This is a genomic window from Streptomyces asiaticus, from assembly GCF_018138715.1.
Taxonomy (GTDB): Bacteria; Actinomycetota; Actinomycetes; order Streptomycetales; family Streptomycetaceae; genus Streptomyces; species Streptomyces asiaticus.
On record NZ_JAGSHX010000006.1, the window covers coordinates 2,081,778 to 2,096,913 of the forward strand.

General features: G+C 69.2%; 10 protein-coding genes. 5 read left to right on the forward strand and 5 right to left on the reverse strand.

Going from position 1 to position 15,136, the window contains the following annotated elements; all coding sequences use genetic code 11:
* Nucleotides 1-36 precede the first annotated feature (36 nt).
* The 3 genes from KHP12_RS16455 to ngcE all read right to left on the reverse strand — a co-directional run bounded on the left by KHP12_RS16455 (nt 37) and on the right by ngcE (nt 3,767).
* On the reverse strand, nt 37-870 hold the full coding sequence (locus KHP12_RS16455; RefSeq protein ID WP_086882847.1) for a carbohydrate ABC transporter permease: 834 nt from the start codon (nt 868-870) through the stop codon (nt 37-39).
* 484 nt (nt 871-1,354) lie between these two features.
* Nucleotides 1,355-2,272: a carbohydrate ABC transporter permease gene (locus tag KHP12_RS16460; RefSeq protein ID WP_086882836.1), complete on the reverse strand. Its 918-nt coding sequence runs from the start codon at nt 2,270-2,272 to the stop codon at nt 1,355-1,357.
* Between the two features lie 58 nt (nt 2,273-2,330).
* Nucleotides 2,331-3,767, reverse strand: a complete 1,437-nt coding sequence (gene ngcE / locus KHP12_RS16465; RefSeq protein ID WP_211833108.1) for an N-acetylglucosamine/diacetylchitobiose ABC transporter substrate-binding protein — start codon at nt 3,765-3,767, stop codon at nt 2,331-2,333.
* A gap of 341 nt (nt 3,768-4,108) precedes the next feature.
* Here ngcE and KHP12_RS16470 point away from each other — a divergent pair, with 341 nt between their 5' ends.
* Both KHP12_RS16470 and KHP12_RS16475 read left to right on the forward strand, forming a co-directional pair.
* Entirely contained in the window at nt 4,109-4,630 is a 522-nt protein-coding gene (locus KHP12_RS16470) for a hypothetical protein (RefSeq protein ID WP_086882838.1), read from the forward strand.
* 213 nt (nt 4,631-4,843) lie between these two features.
* Nucleotides 4,844-8,701 (forward strand): GH92 family glycosyl hydrolase, encoded by a 3,858-nt coding sequence (locus tag KHP12_RS16475; RefSeq protein ID WP_086882839.1) that lies wholly within the window; start codon nt 4,844-4,846, stop codon nt 8,699-8,701.
* Nucleotides 8,702-8,750: 49 nt separating this feature from the next.
* Here the strand turns inward: KHP12_RS16475 and KHP12_RS16480 are convergent, their stop codons facing one another.
* Nucleotides 8,751-9,740, reverse strand: coding sequence for a helix-turn-helix transcriptional regulator (locus KHP12_RS16480; protein ID WP_086882840.1), 990 nt, complete (start codon nt 9,738-9,740; stop codon nt 8,751-8,753).
* A 93-nt stretch (nt 9,741-9,833) separates the two neighbouring features.
* Between KHP12_RS16480 and KHP12_RS16485 the strand changes: the two genes are divergently transcribed.
* Nucleotides 9,834-10,232: a VOC family protein gene (locus tag KHP12_RS16485; protein WP_037958995.1), complete on the forward strand. Its 399-nt coding sequence runs from the start codon at nt 9,834-9,836 to the stop codon at nt 10,230-10,232.
* Nucleotides 10,233-10,281: 49 nt separating this feature from the next.
* Nucleotides 10,282-10,569 carry an MmyB family transcriptional regulator gene (locus tag KHP12_RS51105; RefSeq protein WP_244202937.1) on the forward strand — a complete coding sequence of 96 codons (288 nt, stop codon included), beginning with the start codon at nt 10,282-10,284 and terminating at the stop codon, nt 10,567-10,569.
* Between the two features lie 108 nt (nt 10,570-10,677).
* On the opposite strand, the gene KHP12_RS16495 is transcribed toward KHP12_RS51105, so the two are convergent.
* On the reverse strand, nt 10,678-13,959 hold the full coding sequence (locus KHP12_RS16495) for a GH92 family glycosyl hydrolase (RefSeq protein ID WP_211833109.1): 3,282 nt from the start codon (nt 13,957-13,959) through the stop codon (nt 10,678-10,680).
* A gap of 231 nt (nt 13,960-14,190) precedes the next feature.
* Between KHP12_RS16495 and KHP12_RS16500 the strand changes: the two genes are divergently transcribed.
* On the forward strand, nt 14,191-15,090 hold the full coding sequence (locus tag KHP12_RS16500; RefSeq protein ID WP_086882842.1) for a GNAT family N-acetyltransferase: 900 nt from the start codon (nt 14,191-14,193) through the stop codon (nt 15,088-15,090).
* The last annotated feature ends 46 nt before the right edge of the window (nt 15,091-15,136 follow it).

The window sequence follows — 15,136 nt, forward strand, 5'->3', positions numbered from 1 at the left end:
GAAAAGCCCTCTGTGAGGTGCCTCTGTGAGGTGGCCCTATTTGAGCGCGCCCGCGGTCAGACCCGCCTGGACCTGCCGCTGGAAGAGGATATAGACGGCGAGTACGGGAAGCATCGCCAGCACCAGACCGGCGAAAAGCGCTGACCAGTCGCCCTTGTACTGCTGGCTGGCCGCGAGCTGCACAAGGCCCTGGGTGAGCACCCGCTTGTCCTCATCGGTGTTGAGCACCGTGGGCAGCATGTACTGATTCCACTGCCCGAGGAAGTTGAAGATCCCCACGCTGATCAGCCCGGGCTTCGCCATCGGCAGCATGACCTGGAAGAACGTCCTGGTGTGGGACGCCCCGTCGATCAGGGCCGCCTCCGCGACCGAGGACGGCAGCGTCTTGAAGAACGAGGTGAGGAAGAAGACCGTGAACGGCAGTGAATAGGCGATATAGACCAGAATGAGCCCATGAAAGGTGTTGAGCAGGCTCATGTTCTTCATCACGAAGAACAGCGGAACCAGCGCCAGGATGATCGGAAAACTCATCCCGCCGACGAACATGAAATAGATGAACCGCTTTCCCGGGAATTCGAAGCGGGCCAGGACGTACGCCGCCATCGAGCCCAGCAGCATCGTCCCGATCAGGGAGCAGCCCACCACCAGGATCGTATTGAGGAAGAAGTCGCCGATGTTCGACTTGTTCCAGGCCCTGGTCCAGTTGTCGAAGTGCAGGGCGGAGGGCAGCCCCCAGGGCGAGGTGAAGATCTGCTTGTCGGTCTTGAGGGAGCTCATCACCGCCCACAGCAGCGGCAGCGTGACCAGGAGCCCCCAGACCGCCAGGATGCCGTGCGAGAAGACGTTGAGGACCTTGCCCTCGCTGCCGATGCGGCCCTCGGGGGTGAAGCCCGGCGGCGGCTGCTTGGCGACGGGCCCGGTGGCCGGCGCCTCGTCCTCCTTGGTGACGCCCGGGAGCTCCGAGGGCTCTGCGTGCGAGGTCACCTGATCTCCTTCGAGAATGCCCCCGCCTTCAGACGGGGGAGGAATCGAACCCTTGCAGAGCAGGGCAAAGAATGGTATTTCACCTCCGGGGCGAAATACCCCCCATACGATCGGGTAAGGTGCGTGTCGTGCGTTGCGAGACCCAAGCACGCACAACGTGCCGAGCGCGAACCAAGTCGGCGCAACTCAATGCTTTCGGGCGACCGGGCAGGTTCCGTCCCGGCTGGTGTTGAGGGAGTAAGACCTTGTCGGTCGCTGACCTGCTGGGCTTCCTGAGCCAGGAATCCCCCTGCTTCACCTGGGGGAGGGTTCAATGTGGTACCCCCAGATCGCGGCGGGTGGTGGCCGGGTGCGGGCGGTGTGATCGGCATCAGTACTCCAGCCGTTCGCGCCGGCCGAGCCTGGTCACGATGACCGCGAAGATCAGGGTGACGATGAGCATCGCGACGCCGATCGTGGTGGCCCGTCCGGCCTGCCCGTCGTGGAAGGTCTTGGTGTAGACGTAGTAGCCCATGACCTGGGTGGAGTCGGCGGGGCCGCCCGGCCCCACGGTCATGATCTGCACCACGGCGAACGCGTCGAGGGCGATGATGCCCATGTAGATCCAGCCGGTCTGGACCGTGTCCCACAGCAGCGGCAGGGTGATCCTGAAGAAGGTCTTGATCCGGTTGGCCCCGTCGAGCAGCGCCGCCTCGTAGAAGTCCCTCGGGATGGAGCTCATCCCGGCGGAGAAGAGGACGACGTAGAAGCCGACGTTGCTCCAGACCATCACCGCCATCAGGCACCACAGCGCCAGCTTGGGATCGGCCAGCCACTGCTGCTGGAGCGAATCCAGGCCGACTCCGTCGAGGAAGGAGTTGATCGCGCCGTTGCGCGGGTTGTAGGTGAACTGGAACAGCAGGGCGACGATCGCGATCGACAGCACCTGCGGGAAGAAATAGATCACCTTGTACAGGCTCGACCCGCGCACCCCGGAGACCGCCGCGTTCTTACGGCCCCGGCCGCCCACATTGAGCATGAAGGCGAAGAACAGCCCGAGGCCGAGCGTCACCAGCGGCACCACCAGCAGCAGCAGGACGTTGTGCCCGACCGCTTTCCAGAAGAGGTCGTCGTGCAGCAGCCAGTTGTAGTTCTTGAACCCGACCATCTTGAAGTCGGAGCTCAGACCCGTCCAGTCCGTGAAGGAGTAGTAGATGGCCTGGACGAACGGCGAGATCACGAAGACCGCGTAAAGGATCACCGGCAGGGCCAGGAACCCCGCGATGAACCGGTACTTCCCATGCTGCATTTCTACCGACCTCGGTCTTCCCCTACGGATAATGCCGCCGGCGACGCGTGACGCCTCATCAGACGTGCTTGTACTTCTTGACGGCGTCGTCCTTCGCCGTGTCATCGGCGAACTTCTGGCACTTCTTGATCGCCTCGGCGGGGGTCATCCGGCCGGCCATCATCTCGCCGAGCGCGCCGACGCCGATCTGCTGCTTCTCGAGCGTCACGTACCAGTCCTGGAGCCGCGGGTTGACCACGTTCTTGCCCGCCTTGGTCAGCGCCTCCTGCGCCGACGCCAGACCCGGCGGCAGGCTGAGCCCCTCGGTGCCGCCGTTGAGGGAGGAGAGCGAGGAGACCTGCTTGATGAAGTTCTTGGTGGACTTCTCACCGAGCATGATCCGCAGCAGCTCCATGCCGCCCTCGGGGTTCTTCGCCGACTTCGGGACGATGAAGGGCTCACCGCCGGAGGCCCACAGGGTGCCGAACGGCATCTTGTCGCTCTTGTCCAGGCTGGAGGGCGCGGCCACCGCCATCTGGAAGTCCTTCGGGGTGGTCTTCTTCGCCTCGTTCTCCACCCAGGAGCCGTTCGGGATGAACAGCGCCTTGCCCTGGTTCCACGCGGTCTGGGACTCGATGTGGGTCAGGCCGGGGGTGCCCCTGAGGATGTAGCCCTTCTTGTAGAGCTCGTAGTACGCCTCGAAGGCGGCCTTGACGGCCGGGTGCTTCCAGGCGTTCGCCTCCAGGTTGTCGATCGAGTCCAGGACCTCCCGGCCGCCGATCTTGGCGATGAAGGGGTAGAGGCTGAACGGCAGGTAGTAGGGGAACTTGCCGGGGTAGGTCCAGCCCGCGATGCCCTTCTTCTTGGCCTTCTCGCAGACCTTGAGCATGTCGTCCCAGGTCTCGGGGTACTCCGCGTCGAGCTTGGCGAGGTTGGACTTGGAGTACCAGACGCCGTAGACGGTGTAGGCGTAGTAGAGGATCCACACCGGCTTGCCGTCGAACTGGCCCATCTCCACGACACCGGGGCGCAGCGTCTCGCGCACCGTCTTGTTCGGGTCGTCGAGGGAGGGCGCGTCCAGCAGCGGGGTGAGGTCGGTCAGCTGGTTCTTGGCGACCAGGGTGCCCATGTCCATCTGCTCGGCGCCGGAGTTGTCGACGAGGTCCGGCGGGGTGCCGCCGTTGAACCGCGGCTGGAGCACGGTCTGGATCTTCTGGGTGGCGGCGTGCTTGACCTTGCCCTTGGTCTTCGGGAACGCCTTGGCGTACTCCGCCTCGGCGTCCTTGGCGTACTGCTGGCCGAAGCCGCCGTCGAAGATGACGACGTCGAGCGCGGCGCTCTCATTGACCGCGAGCGGGTTCTTGGCGCTCTTCTTGCCCTTGTCGACCTTCTTGGGGTCGTCGTCACCGCCACTGGCACAGGCGGACAGCGCGCTCATCGCGGGCACGGTGATCAATCCGAGCGCCGCCGAGCGCTTGATCAGATCGCGACGGCCGACATCTGAGGTGGATCCCATGCTCAAGTCCTCGCCTTCGTCAGGACTCAGGCGGTGTAACGGTCTCCCGTACATACTCGCCTCCGGCGAGGGGCCCGACACCGCGGGTCAGTTGAAGCGTCAAGCGGAGTATTGCTGGGTGTACGCCGGGGAGAGCGGATGACCCGCCGAGGCCCTCCGATATGGGCCGCGGTGCGGCCTTCCCCCTGGGGCGACAGGTATAGTCCACTGGGCCTCATATGGGCAAGATCGAGAGGTCATCGGGTACCAGTCTTTCCCGAGTTGAGACCTGTCCGACATACCGTAAGGGGAGACAAGCCGCGTGGCACGCCGCCGTGCGCGCTCCCCGAAAGGCGGTTCCCGTGTCCCGGAAGCAGCTCACCCTCGCCACCAGCATTGTCGTGACCGCGACACTCGCGGCCACCGCGGGGTGCGGCTCCGGCAGAGGGGGCTCGTCCGCCGGGGACAGCAAGGGCGGCGCGGCGATCGGCAAGGGCATGGCCCAGCTGCCGGTGGAGCCCACCCAGGCGCCGACCGAGGAGCCCACCGACGACCCGTATGACGAGCCGTCGGACTCCCCCACCGGCGGCTCCGGCCTGGTCACCCCGGACGCCAAGATGGGAACCTGCGGCTGGGGTTCGAACGGCAAGCCCTACGCCAATGTGAAGATCAGCAACTCCGGCTCCGGCACGGCCTACTACTCGCTGCTGGTCGGCTTCGTCGACAGCTCCGAGGAGGTCGTGACCACCGGGGTGGAGTCCGACGCGGCCGTGGCGGGCGGCTCGGAGAAGACCATCAAGGTCACCGGGATCAAGGCGGACAGCTCCCACACCGCGAAGAAGTGCCGGCTGTCGCTGGCCACCAAGTCCGACAGCGCGGGCTGACGACACGCCAGGAGCAACCCCGAGGGGCGCGCGGATTCGCCCCCATGGAGCCGGGCCGTACCACCGATGGCGGTACGGCCCGCGGCGTACCACCCGCCGCACGGACGCCCATTGAGCGCTGTCCGCATCCTTGACACCACCCTCCCCCTGCCTCCCTACTTATCTCTGCCCGAACCAGTGGACAACGTTGTCAGACTCGTTGAGAGGCTGAGTATGCGACAGAGACGACCCCAGAGACGATGGCGTGGGATCGGACGGTCGGCCGCCCTGGTGGCGGCCGTCCTGCTGGCGGTGACGGCCCAGGGCGGTGCGGTCGCCGCCCCCGCCGGCCCGGACTCCGCGCACCACGCCGACCGCACCTTCGCCTCGTCCTTCGAGTCGGGCGATCCCCAGCCCGACTGGCGGAACACGGTCGAGACCGGCCCCGACGGCAAGAAGAAGGCGTCGGGAGTCGACGGAGGCTACTCCTCCGGGATCCCCGGCAATGTCACCGACAAGGTCACCGAGGTCCGTGCGAGCGGGGAGAACACCGACGGCGGGGAGATCAAGGAGAACCTCGTCGACGGCGAGGTCACCAGCAAGTGGCTGGCCTTCGACACCACCGCCTGGCTCGAGTTCGACCTGAGCGAGCCGGTGGAGGCCGTCCGCTACGCCCTCACCTCCGCCAACGACGCCCCCGGCCGGGACCCGAAGGACTGGACCCTCAAGGGCTCGGCCAACGGCTCCGACTGGACGACGCTGGACACCCGTAAGGACGAGACGTTCTCCTCGCGGCAGCAGACGCGGGAGTTCTCCTTCGACAACTCCACGGCCTTCAAACACTTCCGGCTGGAGATCACCCGCAACGCCGGGGACGACATCGTCCAGCTGGCGGAGGTGCAGTTGGCCAACAGCGACACCACTCCGCCCGCGGCCTCCGACATGCAGACCCAGATCGACCGCGGCCCCACCGGCTCCCCCACCGCCAAGGCCAACGCGGGCTTCACCGGCACCCGCGCCCTGCGCTACGCGGGCACCCACAAGGCGGACGGCCGGGCGTACTCGTACAACAAGGTCTTCGACGTCGACACGGCCGTCACCCGGGACACCCAGCTGTCCTACCGGATCTTCCCGTCGATGACCGAGACGGACCTGAACTACCCGGCCACCCATGTCTCCGTCGACCTCGCCTTCACCGACGGCACCTACCTCAGCGAGCTGCCCGGCGCGGTCGACCAGCACGGCGCCCGGATGAGCCCGCAGGGCCAGGCCGCCTCCAAGACGCTCTACGTCAACCAGTGGAACCACAAGGAGTCGCGGATCGGCGCGGTCGCCGCGGGCAAGACGGTCGACCGGATCCTCGTGGCCTACGACTCCCCCAAGGGCCCCGCGCAGTTCCGCGGCTGGGTGGACGACATCTCCATCGCCCCCAAGGCGCCCGAGAAGCCGCTGGCGCACCTGTCGGACTACGCCCTGACCACCCGGGGCACCAACTCCAGCGGCAGCTTCTCGCGCGGCAACAACTTCCCGGCCACCGCCGTCCCCAACGGCTTCAACTTCTGGACGCCGGTGACCAACGCGGGCTCCACCGACTGGCTCTACCAGTACGCCCGCGCCAACAACGCCGACAACCTCCCCACCATCCAGGCGTTCAGCGCCAGCCATGAGCCCAGCCCCTGGATGGGCGACCGGCAGACCTTCCAGGTGATGCCGTCCGGCGCGGCCGGCACTCCGGACGCCGGGCGCACCGCCCGCGCGCTCCCCTTCCGCCATGAGAAGGAGACCGCCCGTCCCTACTACTACGGGGTGACCTTCGAGAACGGCCTCACGGCGGAGATGGCGCCCACCGACCACGCCGCGGCCATGCGCTTCACCTATCCGGGCGAGGACGCGAGCGTCATCTTCGACAACGTCAACAACAACGGCGGGCTGACCCTCGACGCCGAGCACGGCGTCGTCTCCGGCTACTCCGACGTCAAGAGCGGACTGTCCACCGGCGCCGGCCGGATGTTCGTCTACGGCGTCTTCGACTCCCCGGTGAGCGCGAGCGGCAAGCTGGACGGAGGCGGCGGCAAGGACGTCACGGGCTACTTCCGTTTCAAGCCGGGGAAGGACCGTACGGTCACCCTCCGGCTCGCCACCTCGCTGATCGGTGTCGACCAGGCGAAGGCCAACCTCGACCGGGAGCTGCCCGCGTCGCGGTCGTTCGATCAGGTCAAGCGGGCCGCCCAGGCGGAGTGGGACGACATCCTGGGCCGGGTCGAGGTCGAGGGCGCGGACCGCGGCCAGCTCACCTCGCTCTACTCCAGCCTCTACCGGCTGTACCTCTATCCCAATTCCGCTTTCGAGAACACGGGCACGGCGGCGACCCCCCGCAACCAGTACGCGAGCGCCTTCTCGTCGGCCACCGGGGAAAACACCCCGACCCACACCGGCGCGAAGATCGTCGACGGCAAGGTGTACGTCAACAACGGCTTCTGGGACACCTACCGCACCACCTGGCCCGCCTACTCCCTGCTCACCCCGAAGCGGGCGGGCACGATGGTCGACGGCTTCGTGCAGCAGTACAAGGACGGCGGCTGGATATCCCGCTGGTCCTCCCCGGGCTACGCCGATCTGATGACCGGCACCAGCTCGGACGTGGCCTTCGCGGACGCGTATCTGAAGGGCGTGCGGTTCGACGCCGAGGCCGCTTACGAGGCGGCGCTGAAGAACGCCACCGTCGTGCCGCCCACGTCGGGCGTCGGCCGGAAGGGCATGTCCACCTCGCCCTTCCTGGGCTACACCAGCACCGAGACCCATGAGGGACTGTCCTGGGCGCTGGAGGGCTACCTCAACGACTTCGGCCTCGCCGACATGGGCAAGGCGCTCTACGCGAAGACGAAGAAGGCCCGCTACAAGGAGGAGTCCGAGTACTTCCTGCACCGCGCGCAGGGCTATGTCTCGCTCTTCGACGACAAGGCGGGCTTCTTCCAGGGCAAGGACGCCAAGGGAAAGTGGCGCGTGCCCTCCGACAAGTACGACCCCCGGATCTGGGGCTACGACTACACCGAGACCAACGGCTGGGGCTACGCCTTCACCGCGCCCCAGGACAGCCGGGGCCTGGCCAACCTCTACGGCGGCCGGGCGGGCCTGGCGAAGAAGCTGGACACCTACTTCTCCACCCCGGAGACCGCGTCGCCGGAGTTCGCCGGTTCCTACGGCGGCGTCATCCACGAGATGACCGAGGCGCGGGACGTCCGTATGGGCATGTACGGCCACAGCAACCAGGTCGCCCACCATGTGGCGTACATGTACGACGCGGCGGGCCAGCCGTGGAAGACCCAGGAGAAGGTGCGCGAGGTGCTCTCCCGCCTCTACACCGGCAGCGAGATCGGCCAGGGCTACCACGGCGACGAGGACAACGGCGAGCAGTCCGCCTGGTACCTCTTCAGCTCGCTGGGCTTCTATCCGCTGGTGATGGGCGGCTCGGAGTACGCGGTCGGCTCGCCGCAGTTCACCAAGGTCACGGTGCACCTGGAGAACGGCCGCGACCTGGTGGTCAAGGCCCCGCGCAACAGCCGGGCGAACGTGTACGTCCAGGGCCTGAAGGTCAACGGCAAGGCGTGGAACTCCACCGCGCTGCCGCACTCGGTGATCGCCAAGGGCGGCACCCTGGAGTTCGCGATGGGCCCCAAGCCGTCGGCCTGGGGCACGGGGAAGAACGCCGCGCCGTCCTCCATCACCAAGGACGACAAGGTGCCCACCCCGCGCCACGACCTGACGGTGCCGAGCGGCGGTACGGCGCTGCTGGACAACACCTCGGGGACGGAGGCCACCTTCGAGTCGGTGGACCTGCCGGTCACGGAGCCGGGCCGCGCGGTGCAGTACACCCTGACCTCGTCGGACCGCGGCAAGGCCCCGACGGGATGGGTGCTCCAGGGCTCGTCGGACGGCGAGAGCTGGAAGGACCTGGACCGGAGATCGGGCGAGTCCTTCGCCTGGGACAAGCAGACCCGCGTCTTCTCGGTGCGCACGCCCGGTAGTTACGCGCACTACCGGCTGGTGCCGGACGACAAGTCGACACTGGCGGAGGTGGAGCTGCTCGGCTGATCCGTTTCGGGTGGGCCGGGTCCGTACGCACGGGCCCGGCCTGATCTCGTCAGGCTCGGCGGGCGTGGGACGCGAGGCGATCGGCGAGCGCGATGACGAGGTCGCGCAGTTCATCGGGGCGCTCGATGACGAACGGCCGGTCGAGTGAGGCGAGTACCGGAGGCAACCAATCGAGCCGCTCCGCCCGCAGCTCGACGCGCAGCCAGCGCTCGGTCGCCCGGTCCTGGCCTGCCGCGGGCTCGTGTTCCTCCAGGCTCGCGACGCTGACGGGAAGGTGGGCGCGGATCTGCTCAACCGTCCCGTGGATCCGCAAGGTCACCTCATGCCGGTACTCGGCCGTGGCGAACCCCGACAACACGCGCTGTGCCGGACCGGGCCCCACGGGCGCTTCGAATGAGCCGGGCAGGGTCCGCGCGTCCGCGATGCGATCGAGCCGGAAGGTCCGGTCCTCGCCGATCCGGGCGTCCTTGCCCGTGACGTACCACCGGCCCGAATGGGCGACGATCCCGTACGCGTGCAGTGTGCGTTCACTCCGCCGTCCGTCGCGGTCGGTGTAGCGGATCGAGACCGGTCGGCAGTGGCGCACCGCATCGGCGATGGTGAGCAGGACCCCGGCGTCCGGGGTGTCGAACTCGCCGGGCCGGTCCGTGAAGGCGAGAGCCTCCAGAAGTGTGTCGAGCCGACGGGCGATGTGTTTGGGCAGCACCCGCCGGATCTTCGCCGATGCCGTCTCGCTCGCCGTGTGCCGCGTCGTCGTCAGCCCTGCTCGGCGGCCGGCGACCAGGCCGAGCAGCACGGCCAGCGCCTCGTCGTCGCTGAGCATGAGCGGAGGCAAGCGGTACCCGGGGGCGAGCCGGTACCCGCCGTAGCGGCCGCGCACCGATTCCACGGGCACATCCAGGTCGATCAGCTGGTCCACATACCGCCGCACGGTGCGCCCTTCGACGCCAAGCCGGTCGGCCAGCTCGGCCACTGTCCGGGTGCCGCCCGATTGCAGCAGCTCCAGGAGTGTCAGCACGCGGGCAGTGGGTCGAGGCATGTGCGCAGCCTAATGCGAATACAGGACCGATTCTGTCCACTATCTCTCCTAGCCTGCGCAGTGCACGCCTCCAGCACAGCCGAGGAGATTCACATGGACTTCGTCTCGATCCGCATCATCACCAGCGACGTAGCGCGCCTCGTCGAGTTCTACGAGCGAGCCACAGGGGCGCGGGCGACGTGGGCCACCGAAGACTTCGCCGAACTCAAGACCGCGGGTGCCACCCTCGCGATCGCCAGCACCCGCACCGTCCCGCTGTTCGCCCCGGGCTCTGCCCGCCCGGCGGACAACCACAGCGTGATCACCGAGTTCCTCGTCGACGACGTGGACCGTGTTCACCAGAACCTGACCGGCTTCGTCACCGACTTCGTCACCGAGCCCACGACGATGCCCTGGGGCAACCGGTCGCTGCTGTTCCGTGACCCCGACGGCAACCTCGTCAACTTCTTCACCCCCGTCACCCCGACGGCCATCGAGAAGTTCGCACGCTGACGCCACGCACAGCCGCGCACGCGGGAGCCCTGAGATCCCAGGGCTCCCGGTGAACGCGGCCGCCGAGTCCGTGATCGTGGACCGGCTCGCCGGCAACCCGTTGGCGATCTACGACGCCACCTGGCAGTTGCTGCACTGGAATCCGCTGTTCGCGGCCACGTTCGGCGATCCCACGGTCCGCGGTGCGGGAGACCGCAACGTTCTGGTCCGGCAGTTCCTGGGTGAGCTGCCCCGGGTCCGGCAGACGGCGGCCGAGCTGACCACCCGCTTCAGCCCCCGCTCGGCCATCACCCACCGCTACGACGTGGAACGTCTCAGTCAGCCCGTCCCACCGTGAGGCCGGTGCACCTGTTGGTCACGTCAACGGTCCCCCGGGCCGGACGTGGGTTCGCCGGGCCGCCCCTTGGGAGGGCGGCCCGGCGAACCGTGCGGGATGGCTCCGGACTCAGCCGCGGGCGACCGCGAAGACGTGGAGATCCGCGTTGTCGGGCAGGGTGACGGTCTTGACCGTCTTGCCCTCGGGGGCCCGGAACGCCTTGGTGGCGAAGATGTAGGCGTCCACCACATCCTTGTCGCCGCCGCTGATGTTGCGGTACGGGGTCCTGGCGACGGTCACGTTGCCGTACTGGACCGTTCCGCCGCCGCCTCCCACCGTCCAGTCGGTGAAGGACAGGTCCGCCTCGTCCGAGCTGCCATCCGTGTAGGTGACCTTCGCGGTGGCCTTCTGGTTGCCGTTGACGGCGCTGCCGATGAAGGAGAGGCCGGTGGACGGGGGCAGGGCGATGGTCTGGCCGGTGGCGGAGGCGTTGTCGGGGCGGCCGGACGGGGAGGCGGGCCAGGTGTAGTCCAGGCCCTGGGTGGTCCCCTTGGCGCCCGGCTCGAGGCCGGCCGCGGCGAGGGCCTGGCGGGAGTAGCTCCAGCCGCCGCCGTCGTAGTCGCCCTCGTCGTGCTCACCGGCGTCCTCGGTCGCGCCGACGTTGTTGTACGCGGCGAGCAGCGAACCGGGGGCGGCGACGGTGAGGGTGATCGGCTGGACGACCTCGGTGCCCTCGCTGGTCACCGTCACCTTCGCGTCGTAGAAGCCCTCGGCCGTGTCCTTGCCCGCGCGCAGGGAGATCTCCGCCGTGCCGTCCGGGCCCACCGTCCCGGAGGCCGGTGAGGCGGTGATCCCGTCGGGGGCGTCGGTGGTGAAGCGGACCTCGGGGCGGTCGCCCTCGCTGACCGGGACGGCGGCCACCTTCACGGTCAGGCTGTCGCCCGGGGCGAGCGTGCCCGTGGTGGGCCCGACCCCGATCTGGTACGGCTGCTCGCCCTCGCGGAAGGAGGGCGGGGCGTCGGACGGGGCCGAGCCCCAGGCGCGGTCGGGGGTGTCGGACAGGGTGTAGTCCAGCGTTCCGCCGTGCCGTACGAAGGACTCCGGCAGCCAGGGGCGGTCGCTCGCCCGCCCGTTGACCTTCAGCGCCTGGACGTACGGCGCGCCGGGCGCGGCCTGCGGGGCGCGGACGGAGATGTCCCGGCCGCCGCGGTCGATCTCGATCCGCGGGAAGAGGGGCGAGGCCAGGACCAGTTCGGCGCGGGAGGGCACCTGCGGATACATGCCGAGCGCCGAGAAGACGTACCACGACGACATCTCGCCGAGGTCGTCGTTGCCGGGGATGCCGTCGGACTTCGTGGTCCACAGCCGGCGCATCGCGGCGCGCACGGTCTCCTGTGTCTTGTACGGCTGTCCGGCGTAGGCGTACAGATAGGGGACGTTGATCGACGGCTCGTTGTCCAGCTCGGACTTCTCGCCGCCCTTGCCGGTGAGCGCCCAGCCCCCGTCGGCGTCGTGGAAGAAGGCGTCCAGACGCTTCACCGCGGCGTCCTTACCGCCCATGGCGGCGAAGAGACCCGCGGGGTTGTGCGGGACCATCCAGGTGTACTGGGCGCTGGTGCCCTCGACGAAGCCGTTGCCGGTGGCCGGGGTGAAGCCGGTGACCCAGCTGCCGTCGGCCTTACGGTTGGCGGCGTAGCCGCCGGTCTCCGGGTCGGCGGCGGCGTTGAAGTTGTTCTGCCACCACTGGGCGCGGCGCGCGAAGGTCTCGGCGGTGTCCTTGCGGCCGGCGGCCCGCGCCAGCTGGGAGAGGGCGAAGTCCGCGCCGGACATCTCGAGGGTCTCGGCCGCGCCGCCCCAGGCGTTGGAGACCGACGGCATGTAGTGCAGCTTCAGGTACTTGTCGAGGGAGGGCCGCTGGCCGACCGACATGATGGGCTTGCCCGCCGGGCTGAGGTCCTTCTCGGTCGGCTCGGTGGCCGCCTTGACGAGCGAGTCGAGGGCGGCGTCGAGGTCGAAGTCGTCGCCGCCGAAGGCCCGGATCCCGGCGAGGGCGGCGGCCGACGGGTCGCCGTTCATCACATGTGTCCCCGAGGCGCCCTGGAGCCAGCGGTCCCAGACGCCGCCGTTCTGCTGGGCGAGGTTCAGCAGGGACTGGGCGATGTCGGAGCCCTTGTCCGGCTCCAGCAGGGTGAGCAGCTGGAGTTGGGAGCGGTAGACGTCCCAGCCGGAGAAGGTGCCGTACTGGGCCCGGTGGCCCCGGCTCACCCGGTGCACCTCGCCGTCGCTGCCCCGGTAGCGGCCGTCGGTGTCGCTGATGACGTTGGGGTGCAGCAGCGAGTGGTAGAGCGCGGTGTAGAAGGTGGTGCGGTCCGCGTCCGCGCCGCCGCCGACCCGGATGGCCGACAACTGCCGCCGCCAGGCGTCGTACGCGGCGCTCCGCACCTGGTCGAAGCCGCGCCGCGGCGGGTTCTCGGCGGCGAGGTTGGCCCGGGCGCCCTGGTCGCTGACGTAGCTGATGCCCACCTTGACGCCCACCCGGCGGGTGCCCGGGGCGAATTGGAGATAGCCGCCGGAGCCCTTTCCGGCCACCGGGCGGCCGTCGCCGCCATAGCCGCCGGAGCCGCCCTCGGCGCTGGTGGTGCCGGGCCGCAGGGTGCCGTCCCGCCAGGTGCCCTGGGCGCTGAACGGGGTGTCGAACGTGGCGGTGAAGTGCAGCGTGTAGTAGCTGCGGCGCCCCTCGGGGTCGAGATAGCCGCAGAAGTTGCCGCTGGTGACCGAGCCGGAGACGGTGCGGTGCGCCGGGTCGATGGTGAGGTCGGCGTCCGAGCTGCCGACCTCGGAGGAGGAGGTGCGGATCAGCAGGGAGGCGGTCTTGCCCTCGGGGTAGGTGAAGCGCGCCGAGCCGGTGCGGGCGGTGGCGGTCAGCTCCGCACCGGCGCCGGAGGCGAGGGAGACCTGGTAGCGGCCGGGTTCCGCGGTCTCGTCGGAGTGGCTGAAGTCCGAGGCGTAGACCTGGTCCTTGGTGTCGGCGGCGGGTGACGAGGTGACCTCGCCGACGTGGGGGAAGAAGGGGATGTCGCCCGCGCCGCCCGCACAGCCGGTGCCGGACATATGGGTGAGGCTGAAGCCGCGGACGCGGGTGGCGTCGTAGTGGTAGCCGCCGGGCGCGGCGGTCCGGGTGGCGTCGCCGCGGGTGTTCTCCGGACTCCACGACAGCATGCCGAAGGGCGCGACGGCACCGGGGAAGGTGTTGCCGCCGGCCGAGCTGCCGATGAGCGGATCGACGTACGCCGCCGGGTCCTTGACCAGCGTCGGCGGCGGGGCGGCCGACGCGGGCGCGGTGGCCGCGGTGGCGAGGAGCCCCGCGGTCAGGGCCGCGGCCGCCAAGGCGGCCAGGGGTCTTGAGGGCATTGCGGTCCCACCTTGTCCGGAAGGGCCGCGATCGCCGGGTCGAGCAAGCCGTGGGGACCGTACCGCACGGGGGCCGTCGGCCGTAAGGGTGCGGAGACGGTCTTGACAGGGACACCCGGTTGGCGGCGTACTGATCGTTACAGTCAGCCTGACAACGTTGTCGCGTTCGCCGGTCGAGCAAGCCGCCACCGCGTACCGGCAATCGTTCACCGGACGCGCCATCATGGGCGCATGATCCTCCGCCAGCTACGTGACACCGACGAGGACGCCGAGGCGGCATGGGAGGTGGTGGCCGCCGCCTTCGGGGACTCGGCCGCCCTCCGGGACTCGGCCGCCCTCGCGGGCGAGGACGGATGGCCGCCGGGGTACGTGGCCGAGGTCCATGAGCGGCACCGCCATCTCGCCCGCACCGACCCGGGCGGCTGCTGGCTCGCCCTGGACGAGGGCGGGATGCCGCTCGGCGTGGCGCTGTCGGCCCGGCGCGAGGGCACCTGGGGGCTGTCGATGTTCGCGGTGCTGCCACGGGCCCAGCGGCAGGGCGTCGGCCGGGAGTTGCTGGCCGCGGCGCTGCTGTACGGACGGGGATGTCTGCGCGGCATCATCTGCGGATCGGAGGACGCGCGCGCGGCGAGCACCTACCGGCGCGCGGGGTTCGCGCTGCATCCGGCGATGCGGCTGCGCGGCACGGTCGGGCCGGAGACCAAGGAGCGGCTGTCCCCGCCGGACGGCGCGGTGCACGAGGGCGTGGCCCGCCACCGGGACCTGCTGGACTCGGTGGACCGCCGCACCCGGGGCGGCGCGCACGGCGTCGACCACGAACTGCTGCTCACCCAGCGGCGGTTGCTGGTGGTGGACGACCTCGCGGGCAGCGGCTACTGCTACGTCGGCGAGGACGGCAAGGTCGAAATGCTGGCCGCGACCTCGCGGCGGCTGGCCAAACGGCTGCTGACGGCGGCCCTGTTGTGCCTTCCGGAGGGCGCCGACGCCCGGGTGCCGGGGCTGACGGCCGAGCAGCAGTGGGCGGTGGACGTGGGGATCGAGGCCGGGCTCGAGCTGTCCACGAGCGGCTATGTGTGTCTGCGGGGCATGCCGCCGCCGATGCCGTACATCCCTTCGGGGACATTTCTCTGACCGCGGGGCATCGGGAACCGTACGCGGACGGGCCGCACCCCCGCCC